We start from the raw sequence: 25,465 nt of genomic DNA on the forward strand, positions 1-25,465 counted from the left end.
ACTGTCTTTTTAAAGCAAGGCGGATTTTATGGTTGAACCGCAACTGAGCCGCTCATCTGCTATATCGCTAAAACCCCATATTGCAAAGCGCCCGATAACACGGGCGTTATTATGGTGTGGGTTATTAGTCATTTTACTGATTGGCTGCTGGCAAGGGTTAACGGCATATTCAAAATTTGCCCTGTCGTTGACGGATTTATTTTCCTTATTGACGCAGCAAAATGGTCAAGCGTCGCTAACTGCACAATTATTAATAGAGATTCGCCTGCCGCGCGTGCTCGTGGCGATTATAGTGGGTGCAAATTTGGCAGTAGCGGGGCTGCTAATGCAGGTGATGACGCGTAATTCTCTTGCATCTCCTGCGGTATTGGGTATCAATGCAGGGGCAGCGTGTGTGGTTGCCTTATCCTCTATTGGGTTAGGGGTTGCCTTTTTAACCTCTACCTTTTTACAAGCGATGGTCGGCGCAGTACTTTCTTGTGCCCTTGTTGCAGGATTGGCAGGTTATTTTTCTGGTCGTCCGGTGCATCCTGTTCGTCTAATCTTATCGGGCGTTGCTATCAATGCGCTGCTGGTCGGTCTGACGCGAGCGGCGCTGATTACTACGGATGAGCAAGCTTATGGGGTACTGTATTGGCTAGCTGGCTCTATTGCCAATACGCGCTGGCAGTCCATTCCCATGCTAGCGGCTATATCGCTGTTGACCTTGGGTTATGGATGGTGGTTATCACCTAAATTAAATGTATTGGTATTGGGTGATGATGTAGCAAGTAGCCTTGGGGTGAACTTGCGGGCATTACAGTGGTCGTGTGGGGCATTGATTACGATATTGACGGCGATCAGTGTGGCGGTCGCCGGTCCTGTTGCCTTTGTCGGTTTGATTATCCCCCATGTTGCCAAGCGCCTGTTAAAGCAGGTATCGAATATGGCTTATGAGCAGATTTTGCCATTGTCTATGCTGCTTGGCAGTATATTGATGGTGTGGGCGGATGTCTTGTCACGAGCAGTTGCTTATCCGGCAGAGACACCAGTGGGCTTGCTAACGGCACTGATTGGGACACCCGTTTTTATTGCGCTGGCATGTAGAAGACGACTCGATAGCTGATCGATATAGTCAGGGAAAAGTAATATCGATACATCAAGTACTGCTGATATTAATTTTTCTTGCTTGCTGTGCCTACGCAGACAGAGGCTGCAAAAAATTTATACCAGCAGTACTTTAGCGTTTTTGAGATATTTTAACTATAACTAAAAGCGATTCAAAATCCTATCCAGCAACAAAAGTAAGCAACGAATGACGATACAAACTAAAGCTTCTTCATCGCGCTCAAACTCACTATTTGCTCGTAAATCGGCAAGTAGGGCGGTGGTACTGATTATTGTGCTGCTATTGATACTCAGTATTAGCAGCATATTTTTTGGTGCCAGTGAATTAACGCTAGCGCAAATCTGGCAGCATTTACAGCAAGGATTTGGCGGCGACAAAGACTTTATTGTGTGGCAGCACCGATTGCCGCGCACGCTATTATCAATTTTAGTGGGGGCAAGTCTTGGTTTATCAGGCTCATTGGTTCAAGGGGTCATTCGTAACCCGTTAGCATCTCCTGACTTGATGGGTATCAGTGCTGGCGCAGGGTTTTGCGCGACTTTGTTGCTGGTTATGCTTCCTGCGGCACCAACGTGGTGGCTATCTGTCGCAGCTTTACTTGGCGGATTATTGGCGTTTAGTTTTATCATGCTGTTGGCACAGATATCACAGCCTACGCCAGCACGTTTGGCATTGATTGGCGTTGCCATTAGTGCTTTTTTAGCCAGTGGGATTAATTTTCTATTGGTAATTTATCCTGTAGAAATCAATACCGCAATGATTTGGTTAACTGGTAGCTTGTGGGGTCGCAGCTGGCAACATATTCCAATGTTAACGATAATATTTGCCGTATTAATGGTCATCAGTATGTATTTAGCATGGCGTTTAGATGTATTGGGACTTGGCGAGGAAACGGCATATCATCTTGGTGTGTCAGTCAAGCCATTAGAATTTACTACATTATTTATCGCAGTGGTGATTGCGAGTTTGGCGGTGTCGGTGGCAGGGACAGTCAGTTTTATTGGTTTACTCGCGCCGCATATCGCACGATTGCTCTTTGGGCATCAGCACCGCATCTTGTTGCCAGCGTCAGCGCTGATAGGCGCGATCATTTTAGTCACCGCAGATGTATTGGCACGCAGTCTATTTGCGCCAATTGAGCTACCAGCTGGCGTCTTAACCTCAGTGATCGGTGCGCCTTATTTTATCTTTTTGCTATCGCGCTATAAGGGGTGGTGATGCTATCAGTGAATGAACTACAGCTTGGCTATCATGGCGGACAGACAGTTATCAAAAACTTGTCCCTTGAGTTGCCAGAAAATAAAGTCATTGGACTCATTGGTCCAAATGGTTGCGGAAAATCTACGCTATTAAAAGGCTTGTGCCGGCTGATTCAACCTCAATCGGGCAGAATCTTACTTAGACAACAAGATATGGCGCAATTGAATAATCGGCAGATTGCTCGTCAGATATCGGTATTGCCACAAGTACAGACCAATCCTGAAGGCTTGACTGTCAGACAGTTGGTTGAGTATGGCAGAACGCCCTATGTCTCACATTGGGGTAAGTTGAGCGCGACAGACAACCAGATAGTAGATAGCGTTATAAATGAGATGTCTATTCAATCTCTAGCTGAGACATCACTTGAAGCCTTATCTGGCGGTCAACAGCAGCGCGCTTGGCTCGCGATGGTTTTAGCGCAGGATACGGATATTATCATGCTGGATGAACCAACTACCTATCTAGATATCTCTTACCAAATAGAGCTGATGCGACTCATACGAGAATTAAAAGACAACGGCAAAAGCATTATAGTTGTGCTCCATGACCTCAACCAAGCAGCGAGATATTGTGATTTATTGGTGGTGCTAAAGTCGGGCGAACTGCAAATAATGGGCACCCCTTGTGAGGTGGTGACGGAGGGAATGCTTGCTGATATATTTGACGTGCAAGCCAAAGTGATTACAGACCCTGTAGCAGGTTCACCCATGTGTGTGTATTTATAGCATGCCTGCGCCGCTATCTTTTATCAGCTGAGCACCAGTAGATTTACAGCTGGCAGCAGGACTTAGAGCCTAAAACAACCAGACACCAAGCACCGACCAAAATACCTAATGAAGCCTCACAAATCGATGTCGAATAGTATCCTGACGATTATATGTAGGAGCGTGCAAATCGTTTAGGTTGTAGTTAACTATAGTTCTTGCTTATTTCACATACACAAATTGATCATTAAAAATTCTGATAAACGATCAGCAATATTGTTTATCAGAATTAGTATAATGTTTGACTGAAACTTAACCTGCTTTAATAATTGCCTAAAGCCGCTCTTAATCTATCTTCAACATCGATTTTGCCACAGCTTCGGCCACTTTAATGCCATCAATCCCTGCTGATAATATGCCACCTGCGTAGCCAGCGCCTTCGCCTGCAGGGAATAAGCCTTTGGTATTAATGCTTTGGAATTCTTTATTGCGTTTAATACTGATTGGTGACGATGTTCTGGTTTCTACGCCAGTGAGTAAACCGTCGTCAGATGAAAACCCTTGGATTTTTTTATTAAACGCTGGAATGGCTTCGCGTATGGCATCCACGGCAAAGTCAGGTAAAGCTTTGCTTAAGTCGGTTAAGGTAATGCCCGGTGTATAAGACGGGTTAACATCGCCCAATTCTGAGTCTGGCTTACCTTTTAAGAAATCGCCAATGGTTTGCGCTGGGGCACTGTAGTCTTTACCGCCTAATTCAAACGCTAAGGTTTCTAGTTGTCTTTGTAAGTCGATACCAGCAAGAGGGTGGTTTGGGTAATCTCGCTCTGGGTCGATGCCGACAACAATAGCACTGTTGGCGTTACGCTCGTTCCTTGAATATTGGCTCATGCCGTTAGTGACAACACGGCCTTCTTCTGATGCTGCGGCAACCACAGTTCCACCTGGACACATACAGAAGCTATAAACAGAACGACCATTTTTACAATGATGAACCAGTTTATAATCCGCAGCGCCAAGTATTTCGTTTCCAGCATTGTCACCAAAGCGTGCTTGGTCTATGGTTGACTGTTTATGTTCAATCCTAAAACCAATCGAGAAAGGTTTTGCTTCAACATACACGCCTTTATCATAGATCATTTGGAAGGTATCACGGGCGCTATGACCAACAGCTAAAACAACATGGTTAGTTTTTAAGGTTTCGCCACTATTAAGTGTCACGCCAGTTACTTTTGAGTCAGTTATATGCAAGTCATCTACGCGAGTAGCAAAACGGACTTCACCACCAAGTTCTATGATCTCGGCACGCATTTTTTCTACCATAGTGACTAACTTATAAGTACCTATGTGCGGTTTACTGACAAATAAAATCTCATCTGGTGCGCCAGCTTTTACAAATTCAGTCATGACTTTACGGCCATAATGATTTGGATCTTTCACTTGGCTATATAATTTACCATCGGAAAAGGTACCTGCTCCGCCTTCACCGAATTGTACGTTTGATTCAGTGTTTAATTTACGCTGACGCCAAAAGCCAAAGGTGTCTTTGGTGCGTTGTCTGACTTCATTACCGCGTTCAATGATAATAGGTTTAAAGCCCATTTGGGCAAGAGTAAGTGCTGCTAATAAACCACAAGGTCCAAAACCAATAACAACAGGACGCTCAGTTAAATCTTCTGGCGCTTTACCTACATATTTGTAGCTGGTATCTGGTGTTGCTTTAACGTGGTTATCTGACTCAAATTGAACCAGTAAATCATTGGTTAAATCCGAGTCGGTCAGTGTGATGTCTAGCGTATAAATTAATTGGATATTTCTTTTATTACGAGCATCATAACCACGTTTAAACATCACAAATGACACCATCTGCTCAGCAGAAATTTTAAGTTTTGTCGTTATAGCAGTCGTTAAATCTTCAGGTGCATGATTTAATGGCAATTTAATTTCAGTTAAACGTATCATTGGTTACTCATAAACTCGTGTAGAAAACAGTCTCGCATTTTACTGGTACTGATACAAATAAGCGAATAAATATTTTACTTACGCAGGGTAAATTTACGGATTTGTATTGTAGTTTGAAAATGATCCGCCATCTTGAATTATAAATGATAATTTTTATGGCGTTCATCGTTGATGATAACTGCATTAAATGCATATACACGGACTGTGTTGCAGTATGTCCCGTGGATGCATTTTTTGAAGGTCCTAACTTTTTAGCGATAGATCCTAATAGTTGCATAGATTGCAGCTTGTGTGAGCCTGAATGCCCAGCCAATGCTATTACATCAGTATCGAAACCAAGATTTTAGAAAAGACCTATCGCAAAGCCATCTGCTAAAATAAATATCCATTCAGACGTTATATAAGATATAGATTTTTGCCATCACCATAGAGTGTAACTTTTTTGGATCTTGAGTGTTTTTCGGTATCGGTTAATACCGTTTATGATACCGTTATTTTCACCGTGTACAAGTGGTAGATACCGTTATTAATCGGTGACTACCGTGTATTAAAAAACAAAAAAACCTTGCAGCGCGTGGCTTACAAGGGTTTATCGTTATATCGTTATATCGTTATATCGTTATATCGTTATATCGTTATGTTTGTTGGTGCGCCCACCAAGACTCGAACTTGGATCGATCGCTTAGGAGGCAACTGCTCTATCCTGTTGAGCTATAGGCGCATAATAGAGTGATATTGTAGAAAAAAGCACTTATAAAATCAATTAATACCGAGTAAGTAGAGGGTTTTGTATTTATTTAGCAATACTGATAGCGTCAGCGACATCTACTGTCAACTCGCCTGTTGCTTTTTTGCCTTGCGTATTTGACTTAAACAGGTTTGCCATATCATTTTGATAGCCATCGATATTTTCATAATCGTGTCTACTTAATATATCTTGCCCTGTACTTGAGAGTAAAAAGTTTCGAAAGTTAAGTGCAATAGGATTTTGAGTTAAGATGACACCGTCTACTTTTTTCTTGTCTTTTAAGGCATAACTAAACGATACAAGACTTCGAGTGTTTGTATTATCAGCTTCACCTTTAGCAGCGATTTCATCAGCATTGCTATCTGCATCGATAGTATCTTCTACCATGCCATTTTTTGCCTTGCTCTGGTTTTGTTTATCTTGTGCTATTTTTAATTTTTCTTGTAATGGTGCTAAGCGCGCTGCCGATAAATTGCCATCAGCAATAATGATATCGGTATCAACAATAAATAAAGACGGCTCACTATCGGCTACTTTATTATCCGATAGCGTCAAAAGTGCAACAGAGGCGACATAACTTGTCATGATTTCTACATTGGGATAACGAGATTGAAAACTTGAAATCACAGCGTCTAAAGGCGCTTGTAGCTTTTCTTCTGCTTGTATGTGCAAAGTGCTCTTGGCAACCGTCTCTCCATCTTCTTCCGCTGAAGCAGTCGATCCACTATCATTTGACATAATAGGCAATGGATCCATATTTTTACGATTGCTGGTCCATAACCAAGTAAAGATGGCGATAAAAATAATCAGCAGCAGTAAAATGAGCCCAGCCAGTAGCAGCTTGTAGTCTTTCATATGGTACCGATCTTCTTATTGTTGGTTTAAATGTGGTTTAGAGCGGTTGATGCAGCACTTCATCTGCTAAATCCGCCAGCATATCCGAAAAAATATCAGTTTGTTCTGGGTTTTTATGAGCAGTGGTATTATTGCTACTTGCCAGAGCAGAGAGGTAGTTTGAAGGGGAAGAGGGTTGATTGTCAATCATTTTTGTGGAGGTTTGATGCGCCGCCAATGGTGATTGTCCTGCACTTAGTTTGTCTTTAAGCCACTCAAAGCCGTGAGTTTTCCACCATGCCTCGAAGCGTGATAAGGTGCTTCCACGTACTGCCATAGGTAGATTTAGGGTCCGTAATTTTTGTGCCAAAATAGGGTCGCTTATGGCTTGATGAATACTCAGATAGAGTCCACGACTGTCATCCTTATATGGCTGTCTATTTTGCCAAGATTGATGATCTATTTTCATGCGTGGCAATTGCCAAAGCTCACCGCGGTAGTATACGACATATAAACGTCGTTTAGGGTGAATGAAAATGGCATCAATGGGACGCAAGGGCATAGTATTAAATTGTCTCATCACTAAGAATTGAGGTAAAACGCAGCGACATCTATTGTCGCAGTGTGTTTTTATCGGTGGTTTATATGCTAGTAAACGTTGGCGAACAATGGCAAACTAATAGCCAGATTACTATTCGTCTTACAAGAGAGTCTGTAAGCGGATATACATGAGTGTTTACCAATGCAGTTTGATTTAACAGCGTCATGCTAGCAGAAATGTCATCCATTGACGACTGCTAAACATGGATTGACAAGTATTGCCGCCTACAGCGTTGTTATTACACTCAAAATTTTACTATGAATGTTTGCGTGCTATCTCGAGCATGTATTCTTTATCAATTCCTTTATTCTCCTGCTACTTCAATCAGACGATTCTCTATGTTTACCATTATACAATCCCATCGTACCGAAAATCTTGTTGATCAGCTTCTTGTGCAGTATCAGTCCAAAAGTCAGCCTGTTTTTGAGCCTTTTATTGTCATTGTGCCTTCAATGGTATTGGGTGATTGGTTGGATAAAACCATTGCCAGCCGTGCTGGTATTAGTACCTTGGTGCGTACTAAGTTTTGGGGACAGTATCAATGGACGCTGATGCAAGATGTATTGACTCGCCATAATGCGTACTTATTGGGGCAAAACCCTGAAGCGACAACTCTAAACGTGCCCGAAGTTGCGGTGTTGTCACCGACAGTAATGCAATGGCGATTGTTTGGGTATCTGACTTACTACCAAGAGTCGATTATTAAAGATGAAAAACATCCGGTGAATCCGCTGCTGGCGTCTTTGATTGATGAGCCACAAGCTGGAGTTGAGCAAGACAATGTACGACAAGATAAGTCGCAGCAAGATGCGCGTATTTGGCAGCTGTCAAATGATCTGGCGAGGGTGTTTAATCGCTATTTGACCCATCGTGAGGATTGGTTGGCATTATGGTCGCATAATAAACCGCTGAATGTGAATGAGTTGATAGCGGATAAAGATGCCTTGTCACTGCGCTTTGATAAGTATGCGCGTGGCACGCCTGAGTGGTTAGTGGAGCATTATGTTGAGTTAGAAGTTGCTCAACGCTTCTTATGGTCGCATTTATTTGCGGATGTGCATCAGCATCGTGTTGTATTGGAAGAGGTGTTTTGGCAAGCACTAAAGTCAAATAAGGCTGGCGAGCAAAGTCAGTTACCCAAAGTGCTGCGTATCTTTACCATCCAGCAACTACCACAGACCGAGCTAGATTTCCTACAGCGCCTGTCGCAATACATGAATATCACGCTATTGCATTACAATCCATCAAAGCTTTTTTGGGCCGATATCGTCGATAAATCATGGTTACAGCGTCAGCAGATTATCAATCCTGAAAGCGTGTTTCTGCGTGATTACGGCCACAGTTTGCTATCACGTTTGGGTAAGCAATCGCGTGATGCGTTTGCGATGCTGGCTAACTTGTCTGGTAATGAGCAGTACGACGATGCACTGGTTGAATGGCAAGATAATTTTGATGATACGCTGAGCATTGGTTCTAATCATGGGTTTGCTGCTGAGTATATCGATGATGCTAGTAGCGCTCAGAATAGTCCAAGCTTACTTAGACGTTTGCAAAACGATGTGTTGATGCTTGATGAGCAATCTACCCAGCAAGCGACGGCTGCAAAAGTTTCGCAGGAGATGAGTAAGCAAATAGAGCTAGGCTTTGATCAAGAGCTGCATCAAACACCATGGTATGAAGATGAGGCATTAGAGAATAAGCGCTTTGAAAAAGACCGCTTTTGGGCAATGTCTGCGCAAGATAATAGCCTAAGCATCCATTCGTGCCATAGTTTACAGCGTCAGCTTGAAGTACTACGTATTATGATTGGTCGTTGGCTAAATAAACCTATCAAGCCCGGTGAGAAAAAACGCCATATCTCCGACATTGTTGTGCTGCTACCTGACGTTGAGCGTCATCATGCATTGATTGGCTCTATCTTCGTCAATGGTAAGGGTCAAGACGGTTTGACCTTGCCTGCGAAGGTAACTGGTGTTGTCGATGCCGACATTCGCCAGTTATGGGAAGCGATTATCGGTTTTTACAAACTATTGGGTAGCCATAGCGCCCGTTTTGAAGCAGCTGAAGTCTTAGATTGGCTCATGTTACCGCCTTTATTTGAAAGTTTTGGACTGACTCATGAGCAAATGAGCCGTGGCTGTGATTTGTTGGTAGAGGCTGGCTTTATCCGCGGTTTTGATGAGCTACATCTTAAACAAACTCTAGACAGTAACGACTTTGATTATCGATTTAGCTTCGCGCAAGCGCTAGATAGACTAACGTTAGGTTTAGTGATGCCGGAGGCCAGTCTGAGCGACTGCTTATATCCCTTATCTCAGGATGATTGGCCGATCAATGCATTACCGGAAATGACCTTACCGCTACCACAAGTGAACCTAAATGATGCGCTGATTGTTGAAGCGCTTTGCCGCATTTATACCGGCTTGGTCGCACGACGTGATGATCATACACAAAAAATGAAAGCGGAAGACTGGCTTGATCAGATTGAGCTACAAGTTATCCATCGCTACTTTGGCGATGTGGATCAAACGCGTACCATGCGCGCCATTTACAATGCGATGAATGGCTTTAAATCAAGTCTGCGAGCCAATCGTCACTATAGGCAGTACGCTAGTGGTGATATCGATAACAGAGAAGTAGAGCAGAGGCTGGCAGGTGTAGAGCAGTTGCCGCTAAAGCTAAGCTTTATGCTAGACAGTATCGAAGCGGAGCTTGAAAGTCAGCAGGTCAGTGCGGAGCCAACTGGGGTAATTACCTTTGGTCGTTTTGGTGCACTAAGAAATGTGCCTTTTGAGTTGGTAGTTATGCTCAATATGGATCTCTCTGAGTTTCCTGGGCGTGACCGTGATAACCGCTATGATTTGATGAAAGTGACTAATGCACGTCGCGGTGACAGAGTCAGTGAAGATGATGACAACGGCGCATTTTTAGATGCGCTACTGTGCGCGCGCAGTGCATGCTGGATGTTCTATAACGGCCAAAGCTTGACGGACACTCATGAGCATCTGCCTGCCAATCCAGTGAGTGAGCTATTGCAGTTTTTGCAAGGCGAGGTGCAATGGCAGGTGAACTCGCTTGAAGCATTTGAAACACTTAAGAATATTGACCAAACTACCGAGAGCCTCAAGCGCTATTTGCCTAAATTAATTAAGCAGTGGCTGCTGACTGAGCATCCTGCACTGCCTTTCCATGAGAGTCTGTTTGAGACAGAAATTGAAGATACTGATATTTCAAATCACACTGCTAAACCCAATCAGAATGCAGATATCAATATTCAAAACAACAGTCCTGTAGATATGACTGATGAATTAGACGCTATCTTAAATAAAGCCATGCGCAAAACCAAATTAGCGCAAAAAAAGCAGTTCCCGCCTGCGCCGCTTTGGCAAGCTGTGTTTGATACTTTGAAGGGTCGAGTATCTAGCGAGCATCCACAGCTAGTAGGATTACCTACAAAAGGGCAATATGAATCTATTGCTCAGATTCTCGGTCAAGGTTTGGGGCAAATGGGACAAGTAGATAATCAAACATTCTCTGCATTAATTGAGATGCTAGCGCTAGATAATACTGCTGATGCCAGTGATAGTAGTGATATGAATGAGGCACTCATCAAGACCCTATTTGATACTATATTTAACATTGGAGAGATAGACGTTGAGGGAGTATTGGTCTATCAAGTGCGTCATCCTGCCAAGGCTTTTTTGCGTACTCAAAAAGTGCATGTAGTGCAAGGTGAAGAAGCACTGTCGCAACAAGAGCCGCTATTCTTGGACAGTCTGACTACCTATCAAATCAAAGATCATTTGATAAATGAATTGACCAATAATGCCACCAATAAGAATAGTGATGGGAAGGCTAAACAAGACAGTCAAATCTTGATGTATCAAAAAATCATGCCAGCAGGTGTGGCTCGTCAAACCACGTTGCCCAATCAACAACAAAAACTGCAACAGCAATGTCTAGAGTTCAAAGAGCAGTTAGTTGCTAATGGCTTTGATGAGGTTGGAGAGGATAGCGCAGGTGGTTTAGAGTTACTGACTCAAACCTCTGAGCACCCCATTCAGATAGAGCTGGCAGCTATACTAAATCGTACTGAAAATGAGTCACTGCTTAAGTTACTACCTAAAATTATTAAGATAAAAGGCTCAGTGCCAATATTAGCACCAATATCAGTGCCGATAGGTACTCATAATAGTCGCTCTCACCTACAGACAGGTAAGTCCTACGCCGAGCAATCCCCCAAACAGTGGTTAAATATATTGCCCAATTCTGCCAGTCCTAGGCATTTACTCAAATTTTGGTTGTCGCATTTGTATTGGCAAGTTGCCAGACGCACCACTGCCGAGCAAGTGGTATTAGATGATGGTGTGAGCATTTGGCGCTTTAATAAACCTAATTCGCAAGTCAAAAAATATGACAAAGTCATTGCATTTAAACTAAGCCCCATTGTGTATGAAGATGCGGCGGCCGAGCTCATAAAATGGGCAATTTTTGCCAAGCTATCAGGTCAAGTACCTATTACACTCTTGCCAGAATATGCGCTCAGTTATCTTGATAAGTGCCTAAAATCTGAAGAGAGTGAGAACGGTAGCTATTGGCCAAAACGAGCAGACTTCTCGGATTGGTTAAGACCTAGCTATCACACAGATACGATATATGATACTTGCTTGCAGCACGCCATTTGGCAGTACGTACTGCGTGACCAAGATGCGTTTAAAGCGCTATCAGCAGCGTTAACTACCTTAGCGAAGCCGCTATATGAGCCAATGTTTTCTGCACTAGACGGTCTAGATGGCTAGCTATTTCGAATGGTTGGTTTTTGCCCTTTGGTTTAATTGATAATAATAAAAAGTATAGGCTCCTATGACTAATTTTACCGATATAAGCGATATAGCTGATATATCTATACAGCCTTACTTATCCAATGAGTACCTAGATGAGTCACGTAACCGATTCGATACGCCTGAGAATGACGCTATGAGTGGAGTTATAAATGAGCAGAAGGTGGATGTGATACCGGCGGTAGATGTTGCATTGATGGGTCGGCATCTTATTGAAGCCTCAGCTGGTACAGGCAAGACTTGGACACTCACAGGCATTATGCTACGACTGCTCATTGAAGCGCGCCGTGCGCCAGAGCAGATCATTGCCACTACCTTTACTCGAGCCGCTGCCGCTGAGATGCGTCAGCGTATTCATGATCGTTTGGTGGATTTTTATCAATTATTGCAGTGGGTCAATAGTTTAAGTGCTGACACCAGTAACAAGGATGCTTTGTATCCTAATGTACTACAGGTAACACCTGAAAGTAATAAGGATAAACAAGCAGGTAAAGGTTCAAGCGTTGATTCAAATGCTGGGACAGGGACGGATGAGTTCAATCAAGACATTGCTGCTGATAAGCAAGCAGCGGCTGAGAAACGTAAACAAGTAAAAAAAGATCGTGAAAACTGGCTTGTTAATCAGGCTAAATATGCACGCTTAGACGCCGTTATGGACGATCCCATTAATCTGCATTTGACTGGGTTTTTACTTGATCATGTCCACAGCTATCCAATGGCGGAGGCCATTCGACGTACTGCGCTAGTACTAACCACGTTGGATAAGCTGTTTGTAGGTACACTCGACAGTTTGGCGCAAAAGTGGTTGATTGAATACAGTAGCGAGACCGGTCATCAGCAAGGTATGGCTATTATTGAAGACAGCAGTATTGAGCAGGTTACTGACAGTATTATTCATGATGAGCTGAGGCAGTTCCAAAGCAGACTGTATCACGAGGAACCTAAACTATATGCGCTAATGGATCAGCAAGGCAAGCTGACTGCAGTTAGCGATCATAAAAAATATGTGACTCGTTCGCTTAACTTTATTTCAGCGCCGATTGATGACGTTGTAGTAAAGAGTTTTTCTTTTGAGGGCTATGAGCGGCTTATAAATACTATCATTGAGTGCAGCGATGAGCTTGATGTTTTTTTTAAGCCTGACGGCGAGTATTATGAAGTTCCGAAAGGTCAATTATTAAACAACAGAGACTCTTGGCCGAAAATTATCCAAACATTAGAAGATTCTGGCCCAACTGCTTATAAGTCTATATCAGACTCCAAAACTTATACAGGAAAGTTGATTGAGGCTTTTCAGAAAACGGATAATATAGGCTCTCAATTTCGTGTACCTAAAGATGGTGAAAGAATTAATTTAATATTTAACGAATTGCAGGTCGTTCGTGATTTTAAACGGTATATCGAAGAAAGTAAAAAGCTAGATGAGTATATCACGGCTATCTTAGCCAACCTTAATCGCCATATCGTGCTTGCGGTACGTGACAGACTACCAGTCATCTTAGAAGAGCGTGGCGAGACGACCTTTAGTTTGCAAATGGTACGCTTAAACCAAGCATTAACTGGTCGCCAAGGGGATAAGCTGGCGCGTTATATTCGTCATCATTACCCAGTGGCGTTGATTGATGAGTCGCAAGATATCAATGGCGAGCAAGCCATTATGATTGAAAGCATTTATTTGCCAAAGAATAAGCGTAAACAGTCGGACAATGACAAGCAGTCAACCACTAAGAAAGCCAATCATGAGTTTCTGCTATTGGTTGGTGATCCCAAACAGGCTATTTATGGGTTTCGTGGCGGTGATGTGGCCAACTATAACTACATGAAAGCCCAGTTTGACAAGAGTACGCTCTGGACACTTGATATCAATCGCCGTTCAAATGCCGGTGTGATTAACGCATTGAACTGCTGGTTTGGCATGCCAACGATAACGACTGCTGAGAATAAATTAGCACAGCTAGGTAGCAGTATTTATTATCAGCATATCAAAGCTGCAAAGCCAGAAAACCAACTGTCTTGGTTTAATGAGCCAACTACTCAAAACAGTACTTTAGTGACAGAAGTGCTTTCTGCTCAACCAGTGAGCTTGTTGCATCTACCTTATGATAAAGATAAAGAGCTTGAGTATGATGAGTTTGAAATCACCGCGCGTCATATTGCGACCTTGCTCAGTAGTGATCAGACCTTAAAAAGCAAACCGATTCAGCCTAGTGATATCGGTGTGCTGGCACGTACCAAAAAAGACTTAAAACGGGTTGAGGATGAGCTGGTTAAGCTTAATGTACCGACCTTGACTACTAGTGATGTCAGTATCTTTGAAACCATCATGGCGGAAGATGTGGCAGCATTGCTGAGTGCCATGCTATATCCATATCGTCATGACATGATCAATCGGGTGCTGACTAGCCATCTGTATGGCCTGAGTATCAAAGAAGTCAAAGCCATGATGACTGACCATGAGTCAGGAGTAACAGAGGGTAGTCACTTAAGTAGCGCTAGTACGAAAGCAGTTAACAATAAAAAAAGCTATCAAGATTTTATTACTTACCTAAAACAAGCGGCTCAAAACTGGCAGCACTTTGGTGTTTTGTCAGCATTACATTACTTATTAGATAAAAACCCCGTGCAGCCGCAAGGCGTTTGGCAAGCTCTGGCAACTCATCCAGAAGGTGATCGTCACATTATGGATTTGCGTCATATGATGGATGTCTTGGCGCAGTATGGTATCGGCATGGGTGAGCACGAACTATTGGCTTGGTTTAGACAAAATATATATGCTGCTCCCAATAGCGATTGGGCTAAGCAATACCCGTTACCGACAGAGTCTGGCGTGCAGCTTATGACCATTCACAAGTCCAAAGGGCTCGAATTCCCCATTGTCTATGTATTGGGCATGGGCGACGCTAGTCGGAAGGCGGGCAATAATGAAAAGTTTGGGCTGTATCTATACAACGCCCAGCAAGCTCCGTCGATTTTAATGCAGCAATCGGCAGAGAATCAATCAACAGGCAACCAGCGTCGTTTCTCACCCGTACAAGGCTCTGTGACCACAGAAAGTCACTACACTGATATTGAGACACAAGAGGGGTTTGATGAGCTGCGACGGCTTGGTTATGTGGCATTTACGCGTGCCAGTGAGCAGCTTTACGTGGTGTTGCGAGATCCTAACAACAAAACAGGTTTTGAATTAAAGCCAGCGTTCTATTGGTTGGAATCGCCAGAGGCAAAGTTTAATTTGCCTGATAGACTCAAAGGCAACATAGGCATAATTAGAGGGCATAATGTCAATGAGTTCTATAACAATGATAGTAATGGTGCTAATGCATTGGGCTTAGCAGGTAACGCAACGCTTGCCACTGCTAAATCTATAACTGAGACTATTGAGTACGCGCCTTTTGCAGAAGTTATGAAAACCAATTATTTTTATGGTTGGGCCAAGACCAGTTTTACAGCTTTAGCCCGTCAGCTAGATGAATCTACGCAGGCGCTGGCTGTGGTAGATGAACGTATGGATGATGCCATAGACATTGATATGACAGAGTCGGTAGTATCGTCCAGTAATAGTGTTTTTTTTAAACCAATCAGTGAGTTGAGCCTCAAATCAGAGGATAACATCCGTTTTACTTTTGTCAAAGGCGCCAATGCCGGTACGTTTTTGCATGAAATATTTGAAAAAATTGATTTCAATAATAAATCGCAGTGGTCTCAGGTGATCGATAGAGCCGTTAGTAGTTATCAGCTACCTTTGGTTTATAGTAGTGCTGAACAGCAAAGTCGACTATTACAAGCAAAGAATAAAGAAGATGGTCGTATACCTGACTTAGATTCAATAGATGCTACAAAGCATGAGGCATTACTTAACTGGATTGAAGAGGTGCTACAGGCGCCGTTATTAGCGTCTAATCAACCGTTATGCTCTATCAATGCAAGTCAGCGGTTTGCTGAATTAGAGTTTAATATGGGGCTATCAGAGCGTTTTAAGGCGCAAGATATTAATAGCCTATTTCAGCAGTATCTCCCGAATGAAGCGGACAAACACGTCAATCTTATTCCACAAAACAAAGCGCATTTGTATCGTTATCTGCGGGGTGAAATCGATTTGGTGTATGAGCATGCTGGCAAGTATTACGTTGTCGATTACAAAAGTAATTTTTTAGGAAATAGCCTAAGCGATTATGACGAAAGCACACTCAAGCAAGCAATGTCAAAGGCAGGATATTGGTTACAGGCAGCAATTTATCAAGTCGCGTTACATCGTTTCCTTGCAATGAGAATTAGTGATTATGCAGGTAATGAAGATAAGTATCTTGGCGCTGTTGAATATGTCTTTTTACGGGGCGTATATGATTCAAATTCTCAAATAACTGCTGATCTATCGCAAGATGTCAGAGAAGCTGATAATAGTCACTCAATGCCCAACGACCGCTATGGATTAGTCACGTGGGATATTCCAATTGAGTTCATTAAGGCCCTAGATGCATTGTTTGGCCTGCCAGATTAGTGGGCCATAAATAGCGAATTAAATAAAAAACAACCATGATAGCGATTAACTGGATAAAAATAGAGACAAGCATACTATGAGTAATAATAATAATAAGAGCAGAGCGGGCGTTAGCTTACAAGAAAGCTGGGCTAGTAACATCAGTGATTATATATTGATGCGCCGTCAGCAAACGCACTTAGCGTATAACGTCACTGAGGCAAAGGCTAATGCTGATAGTAAGCAAATCGATAAGACGGAACAAAATGGCTTATTTACTGCTTTATTCGTTATGTTGGCCACTCATTTAGAAGAGGGACATACTGTACTCACCATTGAGGAAACTGAGCATGAAGTGCCGCTTAGCGGTCAAATCAATGGCGAGCTAATCACCCTATATGCCTGGCAGCAGCAACTATTAGAGATGCTAGCAACGCCAATTCTAGCACTGATTGACATTCAAACAGTTACTCAGCAAGAGGATGATTCTACAGCTGAGTTATCATTATTTATCCTGCTAGACATCATGTTTGGTAAGCGAGCTCAGCTATGGGCGCAGCTGGCACTCACCAATCGTGAAAAAGAGATACTCAGCAAACGCTTTGATGCGGTTGCTGCACTTTATCAGCTAGTGAAAAACACGAATCTAAATTCCTTCATTCAGCCCATTCATGAGCATACTTTGTTCGCTGACGCTAATTCTAACGTGAATAGTAAAAATAGCCTAAGCAAGAGTAATCAACCTATTGTGTATCAGCACATTAATAAACCAGAGGCTGATACACAAAATATTAAGATCACTTTTTGGTTACATCGAGCTTGGCAAGCAGAATTCAACTTAGCACAGCACATTAATACTATTTTGAACCAACAGATAACCCCTTTAGAGATAGCGATACCGGAAAACCTACATGAGCAGCAGGTAATGGCTATTAATGTCGCTAATAACAATGCCTTTAGTATTATTACTGGTGGTCCCGGTACAGGGAAGACCTATACGGTTGCTCAGTTAGTAATTGCTCTGCAACAAGCTACAGAGAGTGGGGGTGATGAGTATGGAAAAATTCGGTTCAGTACGGACAGTGCCAGCCTAGCCTTAGCAGCACCGACTGGTAAGGCTGCCCAGCGAATGCAAGAGTCTTTGCAAGCGGCTCTAGATGGAGCGAATGTAGAGCTACAACTGCAAGAAGCCAAGACCATTCATCGCTTATTAGGCATTGGTCGAACAGGTAGACCTCGTTACAATGCAAATCATCCACTCGGCGAAGATATTATCATTGTCGATGAGGCATCTATGTTGGGGGTGGAACTGGCTAATTACCTTGTGAGTGCGGTGAAACCAGGCGCAAGGCTTATATTGTTAGGAGATGCGAACCAGCTAGCCGCAGTAGATGCTGGGGCAGTATTGGCTGACTTATGCCGCATTCCATTGCTACAACCTATACATGCAAAGCTAACAGAAAGTCGCCGATTTAGCGCAGACTCAGGGATTGGGAAGCTTGCCAATCAAATTAATAAGACAGAGGCAGATACTCAAGCTATTTGGCAGTTGTTAAGGCAGGACAAGGCACTGAGTTTTCAATATGTAAATACGTTGCAAACAGAGACAGTTATAGATAATAAGATACAAAATAGCCTAAGCAATTATAAAATTATTTCAAACCTCACTCTAAATTATTATCCATACCTAAATAAAGTTGAATCACTACTAAAGAATCCGATAGAAAAATCCATGCCAGAATCAGTAAAAAGTACAATTACTTCATTAATGCAAACGTTTAATCAGTTTAGAGTCCTAAGTGCTGGTCATAATGGCGAGTGGGGTGATCACTACATTAATAATCATATCACTCAATGGCATCTTACTGAGCTAAAGCTACCTCTAGGTCAAAATACATGGTTTCATGGTCGTCCCGTTATGGTTTTACAAAATAACTATGAACTTGGATTGTTTAATGGTGATATCGGTTTTTGCTTACAAACAGGAGATGAAAGAAGCCGACTTGAGGTATTCTTTGAGAATAAAGCACAGGGAATTGCCGTCAATCTGCTAAATGAAGACGTTATAGCCACAGCATATGCAATGACCATTCATAAATCGCAGGGGTCTGAGTTTGATCATGTGGCCATTACTTTTGATAATAGTCATGCAAGGCTTTTGAGCAAAGAGCTTATTTATACGGCGGTAACCCGCGCTAAAAAACAGGTGTCTATATATAGTACAAAACATGCTTTCGAAAAAGCAGTTCAGACACCGACTGAGCGCCATACGGGTTTGGCACTGCAGTTTTAGTTAGTATTTATCGCCTATATTATCAAAAAACACTCAAATACATATACTTATTAATAAGCAATAAAAAAGCACCCATTGGATGCTTTTTTACTATGCTATCAAGTCAACCAAAAACTGATTAAATCTTGTCTTCTTTAATAGCGTAGATACCAGGCAGATGACGTAAGTAACCATGGAAGTCCATACCACAGCCATAGACATAGCGATCTGCAACATTAATACCAACGAAATCAACATCGAAACCTTTAACTTTACGATCATGCTCTTTATTAAGGAGAACACATGATTCAATCGATAAAGGTTTTTCCTTGCTCAATTCTTCAACCACTGCTTTTAAGGTGATGCCTTCATCAAAAATATCATCGATCAATAAGACATGCTCGCCTTCAATGTTAACATCAGGCTTAAATTTCCAATCAAGCTCATTGGTTCCTTCGTTATCACGATAGCGCGATGCATGGATATAATGCATACGATGATAAAAAGTAAGGTGAGTCAGTAATTGACCGGCTGGGATAAGCCCGCCATTCATAACGACCATAACAATCGGATTTAGACCAGCATAGTGCAGATTAAGCTGTGCAGCTAAACGCTCATAAGCGGCAGCAACTTCTATACTGCTGATTAGGCATTCTGAGTTACGTAATGTTTTTTCAATTTCTTGATTGCTGATTTGGGTCATCGGACGTGCCTTTGGTAAAAAGTGCCGCTTATTTTAGCAAATTTTAGTGAATATGCCCAATGCCAACTGGCTTTTGAGGCAAAATTAATCAAATAATGGCACTTATTCTGGCTTTTCTACGATAAAAGGGCGGTAATAGTTCGCCAAGCGATTCAATGAGCTGTCTGGCAAATCAGGTAACAACTTATTAAGTGCCATATTCATACCTTTATCGATAGCTGCTTTGGCAACAGGTACAGATTTGCGTTTAATCATACCCAATTTTAAGGTTTCAGCAAAACGGCTAATAAAGTGAGTTAAAGTTTCTTCGTTTATGGTTTCAAGTGCGGTTTTAAATGTCTTGGTATCCACATGTTCAGGAGTAATGGCTGCAAAACCTTTTTGAATGATGGCAGTATGTTGTTCTGTGAGCTTAAAACCCACCCGTTTTAGACCGTCATTATCGATAAAGGTTGCTCGATCTCTTAGAAAATGGAAGCTTGGCAATACTTCCTCGTTATTTTCTTTACCCAGCAAAATATTAAGCAAGGTATCGGTCGCACGTTCAACAGTGACAACCACTTTACGCATGGACGCTTGGCGTTCAGGATTTGGGATAATGTCAACCAGACCAACCAATAAATTATCAATAAGATCACGCGCAGTCTGATGCGTTAAAGCATCGCGATATGGGTAGTATGGTACTTCCTCATTCGATGCAACGATTTGCTCAGCTTCAACGATTAATGCTTTTAATTTATCTGAAGGTACAAATCCAAAATAATGCGCCATTGTGCTTCCTTTATTTGTTGTTTTCGAGGTTTAACTAGCGTTACATTCTTCGTTAAATCGGTTAGTATTTAAATGGGTTGCCAACCAAAGATTCACCATATCATATACTGACTGATGACGTCTGCTAACTATAAAGTTCAGCCGTATTAATGGATGATATGACAAAATTTCTATCAACTGCTTAATTGCGTATGGTCAGGTGCTCTGAGTCACCCGCCGAAGACTAATTTAACATATTTTTTATATTCTAAATTAAAAAGCTTGAACTTATAAGGCTACCCATTACTTGTCTAAGGAGAGATAAGATGAATAGTGCAATCGTGCTATTGTTTGCTGTTGCCGCTATGCTTTGCGGTTATCTGTTTTACTCAAAATTTATTGCCACTAAAATTTTGGCATTGGATAATAGTATCCCCACGCCAGCACATACCATGAAGGATGGGGTAGATTATATTCCCACTAATAAATATGTGTTGTGGGGACACCATTTTACTTCAGTCGCAGGGGCAGCACCGATTATTGGTCCTGCCATTGCGGTTATTTGGGGCTGGGTACCTGCTATCATTTGGGTGGTATTAGGTACTATTTTTATGGCGGGTGTCCACGACATGTCTGCCATTTGGGCAAGTATGCGCAATCGAGGTCAATCGATTGGCTCGATTGCCGGTACGGTCATGGGTACACGTGTGCGCAGCTTGATGATGATTGTCATCTTTTTATTATTACTCATGGTAAATGCGGTATTCGGCGTCGCTATTGCTAATATGATGATAAAAACCCCATCCGCTGTGCTGCCAGTTTGGGGCGCTTTGATAGTCGCCTTTATCATCGGTCAGTGCATTTATCGCTATAAGATGAATCTGGTTTGGGTATCAATCATTGGGGTCACAGCTTTATATGGGCTTATCTATCTTGGTCCTATGTTCCCTATTGTGTTACCTGAGACATTCTTAGGCTTACCTGACAATGCTGTTTGGATTATTATTTTGTTTGTCTATGCGGCAATCGCGTCTTTGTTACCAGTCTGGATGCTGTTGCAGCCGCGCGATTACATCAATGGCTTGCAGTTATTTGTCGGTCTGATTTTATTATATGCCGCCATCTTTATTGCGACTCCTAATATTGTCGCGCCAGCGATCAACACAGCATTGCCAATTGGTACACCATCTATGCTGCCTTTATTGTTTGTGACCATTGCTTGTGGTGCAATCTCGGGCTTTCATGGTTTGGTAGCGACGGGTACGACGTCTAAGCAAATTGATAAAGAAGAAGATGTACGATTCGTTGGTTACTTCGGCGCCATGGGTGAAGGCATGCTAGCACTTGGTGCGATACTTGCGGCAACAGCAGGCTTTGCAACCCTTGGCGATTGGCAAGCCGTTTATCAAAAATTTGGCGACGGCTCTATTGGTGCCTTTATTGATGGCGGTGCGACTATCTTGAATGCTGGCGTCGGCATTGATATGGTTTTATCGCAGACGATGCTAACGGTAATGGCAGCCTTGTTCGCTGGTACCACGATGGATACTGGAGTACGTTTGCAACGCTATATCTTCCAAGAATTTGGTGAGATTTATAAATTACCCGTGCTGAATAAGAGTGTGGTGGCCACATTGCTTGCCGTTGGTAGCTGTTTGTTATTAGCATTCGGTGCTGGTGGCATCGATGGTGCTGGTGGTATGATTATTTGGCCGTTATTTGGCACGACGAATCAGCTCATGGCAGCATTAACCTTAATGATTGTAACCGTTATTTTATTACGTAAAGGCAGACCAGTATGGTATACCTTAGGGCCATTGTCGTTCTTACTGGTCATGACAGTGTTTGCGTTATTGATTCAGCTAAAAACCTTTTTCAATGACGGTAACTGGTTACTTATTATTATGGATATTATTATCTTGATAGCCACAATCTTAGTGACGTTTGAGAGTCTATCAGTACTGCGTAAAGAATGGTCGATACACAGAGGCAAAAGCAACCTCTAAGCCATGTTGAATGCCTAGTTAAATACTTACTGAATTACGATAAAAACGCTAGCAGCAATTGCTGGCGTTTTTTGTCTCATATAGGCATGATAGATAATAAGCATACTCAAAATAAGGGTCATTATGGAAAAGGCAGATATCACAAAATCTATAAAAAATATTGAGCCATGGTGGCAACGGTTTACGGCTGGGTTAAACGAGTTTTATCATGCGCCGTATCGCCAGACGATGGCACGCGCCGCGCGTGATGAGGAAGATTTTTTTATGCTACTCATGTTTGCGGAAAGCTTAGGCATCGATAATCCTGCTAGCTTTTATACGCTAGAATTGCAGCCTTTGTTTTTAGAAAACTTCCATGAATGGCATACACGTATGGGCATGGATAGATGTCCCTTTGATCATGTTGGTTGTTGCTAGTTTCCTTTGAATTAATTAAAACGAGATAAAAGTATGGCATTACATCCATTGCCTGCATTTGTAGAGCAATTAATGACACAGCCGATTATATTTATCGGTGGCAAGGGCGGAGTGGGTAAAACTACCACTGCCGCTGCACTTGCCAGCTATTATGCCAATCAAGGTAAAAAGACGCTGATTGTCTCGACTGATCCGGCACATAGCTTGGGCGATGTGTTAAACGTCCCGCTAAAAAATCAAAAAACAGTCGTAACCCCTTATTTGGACGCTATTGAACTAAACCCTGACATCATCGTTGATGAGCATTTTGCCCAAGTTGAACGCACCATTACCTCCTATGCCAATCCAGATATGATGCCAAAAATTCGCGAGCATCTACGGCTATCAAAATCAGCACCTGGCGCACAAGAAGCCGCGATGCTCGAATCTATGTGTTACCATCTAGTCGAAGCAGCAGATGCTGGCTATGAGCACGTTATTTTTGATACGGCACCGACGGGACATACACTGCGTTTATTAGTGCTGCCTGAGATGATGGGGGCATGGACAGATGGATTGCTCGCTCAGCAGCGAAGGCAAGCAAAACTGCGCTCAGTGGTAAATCATTTGGGCAGTCATGAACAACACAATAATAAAAACGACTTAGCCAATCCATTTGCCGAAAAAAAGAGTGATCGCTGGGAGCAAGCAGTATCCGTACTAGAAAAACGCAAACAGCTGTTTCGTCAGGCAGGGTTGCTGCTTCATGACCGTACACAAACCGCCATTGTATTAGTGATGACGGCTGACGTATTGCCACTGGCTGAAACAAAGCGAGCGATAGAGCAGTTAGAAGACAGTAAGCTTATGCCAGCCGCAATCGTTATCAATCAGTTAATAGATCCGACCCAGTCCGATACGTTTTGGCGTCGTCGTGCTGAGCGCCAACAGCAATTAATGCAAGATATTGAGCAAAATTTTTCCAAGTATCCGCTATACCCAATATATCTGCAACAAACGGACGTACGCGGTACTGATGCCTTAAGTGCATTAGTAAGCCCAGCATCATAAAGCCCGTCAGTAAGAGATATTATCTTTAACATGTTTATGCATTATGGCTGACCCTGATACGACGACAGCTTACTTGCCAGCGACCATGCCATATCTGCGCGTAATAACTGCGCCTGCTCAGACTTGCCACTACTGAGTGATGACCACTGCGGTTTGCCACGAGCTTTTTTTAGCTCACTGGGCAGTTTGTGCGTTGCCCATGGCGTTATAGCATTATTATTCCCAGCGTCAGTATCACCAATTGACGCCTCACCCTTATATATCAGCTGCGTAGCATCTGTTGCTGCATGCCCACGGTGACGTAGGGCAGTGAGCAGGTCAATTGCTCGCGTTGCCAACAAGGTCAATGTTGCAGGGTCGATATATAACCGCTTAACCCCTGATATTTTATCGGCGATACTGCCAGTATTGGATAGCAATCCACCTGCGATGCCACCGATGGCAGCACCCAACCCCAAGGTTGTACCAAGAGCCGCCGCATCAATCCCCAATCCTAGTAACGCGCCAGCCGCAGCGCCTGATGTGGTGCGAATGCCATAACTTTTGAGAAGCTCGGGGTCGAACGGGTCTTGCTGATAGGCCTGTAGCTCAAGTGGCGTTGCCGCTACATCATTGTCATAAAATTTATATAAACTCAGCAAATTATGCTGCATTGTGCGTTCGCTCTGTCTAACCGCTTCTTGCATTTGCTGTAATACTGGCATGGGATCATCATCTTCGCCAATTTCACGGACAAATGCTGCGACGTTTAACAAAAAATCTGCAATGATAATATTGGCTTCATCATATAACTGTGCCCAGTTTTCAGTGCGGCGCGCCATTAATTGCTCAAGCATCTCAGAGTGGGTAAGCATGGTGGCTAAATTCTGCCATAAACGCATCTCATCGTTAAATTCAAATGCCACTGAATCAAAGCGCGTCGAGATATGTAAGTTACGTCTTGCCAGCATAGTCTGCCAGTCATCAATATTGGCATCCTGAGCATCAGTGAAATTAAATACCGGCATAACAGGAATCGCGGCCCAAGATAAAATAGCCAGCTCATCTCTATATTTACCGAGTACCGGCTCACGCGCATCGACGACATAGATGGCCATATCACTTGCTAACAGCTGACGAATCACTTTGGCTTCTTGGCTATAGTCCTCATTGCTACTTAGCGCATCACCACCTTGGGCAATGTCTGCTGCCAAAAACTGTTGCAAACGCTCAATACCATCACGGCGACTGGCGGTATTATCCTCAAGCCAATCCATCAGCCCTGATGCGTCCTCCAAACCTGGCGTGTCATATAGAGCCACCAATATTTCACCCGTTTGACTATCCGTCAGTTGGGCACGCTCTACATGGCGCGTGGTTGCGGCTTCATTTTTTACTTCACCGAAGTAAACGTCACGTAATAGAGTACGTAATATAGAGGTCTTACCCGTATTGGTATGACCAACGACCGCAAGCTTTAATGCCTCACCACTAGCGATGGTTTTTTTAGCTTCCCTGTAGCTAGTCTCTGGTTCACTTGATGACTGTGTGGCTAATCCATCCGATGATGCTTGAGGATTAACCTCATACGCTTTATCAGAAAAAAGCCCTGCAGGCTTATCAGTTTTTTGCAGACTGTTCTGATTATTATTATCATTATTCATAATAGAATCTTATATTGATTGGTAGTATCCAAAAACATCATAGCCATTTATTGTAGAACAAATTGATCTATCTTTCGGTGTGAGTTCAA

15 protein-coding genes, 1 tRNA gene and 1 pseudogene are annotated in these 25,465 nt (G+C 42.8%); 10 read left to right on the forward strand and 7 right to left on the reverse strand.

Annotation, left to right across the window (positions count from 1 at the left end):
• Positions 1 to 28: 28 nt before the first annotated feature.
• The 3 genes from PSYCG_RS06470 to fecE all read left to right on the forward strand — a co-directional run bounded on the left by PSYCG_RS06470 (position 29) and on the right by fecE (position 3,093).
• Positions 29 to 1,105: a FecCD family ABC transporter permease gene (locus PSYCG_RS06470; RefSeq protein WP_020443488.1), complete on the forward strand. Its 1,077-nt coding sequence runs from the start codon at positions 29 to 31 to the stop codon at positions 1,103 to 1,105.
• A 189-nt stretch (positions 1,106 to 1,294) separates the two neighbouring features.
• The gene (locus PSYCG_RS06475; RefSeq protein WP_020443489.1) at positions 1,295 to 2,326 is read left to right on the forward strand and encodes a FecCD family ABC transporter permease; all 1,032 of its coding nucleotides are present in this window, start codon (positions 1,295 to 1,297) and stop codon (positions 2,324 to 2,326) included.
• A complete protein-coding gene (gene fecE / locus PSYCG_RS06480) occupies positions 2,326 to 3,093 on the forward strand; it encodes a Fe(3+) dicitrate ABC transporter ATP-binding protein FecE (protein WP_011513618.1) in 768 nt (255 codons plus the stop codon). The genes PSYCG_RS06475 and fecE overlap by 1 nt, the downstream gene beginning before the upstream one ends.
• A gap of 324 nt (positions 3,094 to 3,417) precedes the next feature.
• Here the strand turns inward: fecE and PSYCG_RS06485 are convergent, their stop codons facing one another.
• Positions 3,418 to 5,034, reverse strand: a complete 1,617-nt coding sequence (locus PSYCG_RS06485) for an NAD(P)/FAD-dependent oxidoreductase (RefSeq protein ID WP_020443490.1) — start codon at positions 5,032 to 5,034, stop codon at positions 3,418 to 3,420.
• Positions 5,035 to 5,189: 155 nt separating this feature from the next.
• Here PSYCG_RS06485 and PSYCG_RS13205 point away from each other — a divergent pair.
• A pseudogene (locus PSYCG_RS13205) lies at positions 5,190 to 5,360 on the forward strand (indolepyruvate ferredoxin oxidoreductase subunit alpha); the annotation flags it as partial.
• A gap of 319 nt (positions 5,361 to 5,679) precedes the next feature.
• Here PSYCG_RS13205 and PSYCG_RS06490 read toward each other — a convergent pair.
• The 3 genes from PSYCG_RS06490 to PSYCG_RS06500 all read right to left on the reverse strand — a co-directional run bounded on the left by PSYCG_RS06490 (position 5,680) and on the right by PSYCG_RS06500 (position 7,178).
• Positions 5,680 to 5,755: transfer RNA gene (locus tag PSYCG_RS06490), tRNA-Arg, on the reverse strand.
• Positions 5,756 to 5,827: 72 nt separating this feature from the next.
• Positions 5,828 to 6,637, reverse strand: coding sequence for a hypothetical protein (locus tag PSYCG_RS06495; RefSeq protein ID WP_020443491.1), 810 nt, complete (start codon positions 6,635 to 6,637; stop codon positions 5,828 to 5,830).
• A 37-nt stretch (positions 6,638 to 6,674) separates the two neighbouring features.
• Complete coding sequence (locus PSYCG_RS06500) at positions 6,675 to 7,178, reverse strand: hypothetical protein (protein WP_020443492.1); 504 nt, start codon at positions 7,176 to 7,178, stop codon at positions 6,675 to 6,677.
• A 377-nt stretch (positions 7,179 to 7,555) separates the two neighbouring features.
• On the opposite strand from PSYCG_RS06500, the gene PSYCG_RS06505 reads away from it, so the two are divergent.
• From PSYCG_RS06505 to recD, 3 genes are all read left to right on the forward strand, one after another.
• Complete coding sequence (locus PSYCG_RS06505) at positions 7,556 to 12,016, forward strand: exodeoxyribonuclease V subunit gamma (protein ID WP_020443493.1); 4,461 nt, start codon at positions 7,556 to 7,558, stop codon at positions 12,014 to 12,016.
• A 64-nt stretch (positions 12,017 to 12,080) separates the two neighbouring features.
• Positions 12,081 to 16,556, forward strand: coding sequence for a UvrD-helicase domain-containing protein (locus PSYCG_RS06510; RefSeq protein WP_020443494.1), 4,476 nt, complete (start codon positions 12,081 to 12,083; stop codon positions 16,554 to 16,556).
• Between the two features lie 76 nt (positions 16,557 to 16,632).
• Positions 16,633 to 18,828, forward strand: coding sequence for an exodeoxyribonuclease V subunit alpha (gene recD, locus PSYCG_RS06515; protein ID WP_020443495.1), 2,196 nt, complete (start codon positions 16,633 to 16,635; stop codon positions 18,826 to 18,828).
• Positions 18,829 to 18,946: 118 nt separating this feature from the next.
• On the opposite strand, the gene PSYCG_RS06520 is transcribed toward recD, so the two are convergent.
• Positions 18,947 to 19,510, reverse strand: coding sequence for a hypoxanthine-guanine phosphoribosyltransferase (locus tag PSYCG_RS06520; protein WP_011513626.1), 564 nt, complete (start codon positions 19,508 to 19,510; stop codon positions 18,947 to 18,949).
• 102 nt (positions 19,511 to 19,612) lie between these two features.
• On the reverse strand, positions 19,613 to 20,281 hold the full coding sequence (locus tag PSYCG_RS06525) for a hypothetical protein (RefSeq protein ID WP_020443496.1): 669 nt from the start codon (positions 20,279 to 20,281) through the stop codon (positions 19,613 to 19,615).
• A gap of 305 nt (positions 20,282 to 20,586) precedes the next feature.
• Between PSYCG_RS06525 and PSYCG_RS06530 the strand changes: the two genes are divergently transcribed.
• The 3 genes from PSYCG_RS06530 to PSYCG_RS06540 all read left to right on the forward strand — a co-directional run bounded on the left by PSYCG_RS06530 (position 20,587) and on the right by PSYCG_RS06540 (position 23,733).
• Positions 20,587 to 22,266 (forward strand): carbon starvation protein A, encoded by a 1,680-nt coding sequence (locus PSYCG_RS06530; RefSeq protein WP_011513628.1) that lies wholly within the window; start codon positions 20,587 to 20,589, stop codon positions 22,264 to 22,266.
• Positions 22,267 to 22,389: 123 nt separating this feature from the next.
• Entirely contained in the window at positions 22,390 to 22,683 is a 294-nt protein-coding gene (locus PSYCG_RS06535; protein ID WP_020443497.1) for a cory-CC-star protein, read from the forward strand.
• 33 nt (positions 22,684 to 22,716) lie between these two features.
• The gene (locus tag PSYCG_RS06540) at positions 22,717 to 23,733 is read left to right on the forward strand and encodes an ArsA family ATPase (RefSeq protein ID WP_020443498.1); all 1,017 of its coding nucleotides are present in this window, start codon (positions 22,717 to 22,719) and stop codon (positions 23,731 to 23,733) included.
• Between the two features lie 41 nt (positions 23,734 to 23,774).
• Here the strand turns inward: PSYCG_RS06540 and PSYCG_RS06545 are convergent, their stop codons facing one another.
• Positions 23,775 to 25,376, reverse strand: coding sequence for a DUF3482 domain-containing protein (locus PSYCG_RS06545; RefSeq protein WP_020443499.1), 1,602 nt, complete (start codon positions 25,374 to 25,376; stop codon positions 23,775 to 23,777).
• Positions 25,377 to 25,465 lie beyond the last annotated feature (89 nt).

The sequence above is a fragment of the Psychrobacter sp. G genome, from assembly GCF_000418305.1.
Taxonomy (GTDB): domain Bacteria; phylum Pseudomonadota; class Gammaproteobacteria; order Pseudomonadales; family Moraxellaceae; genus Psychrobacter; species Psychrobacter cryohalolentis.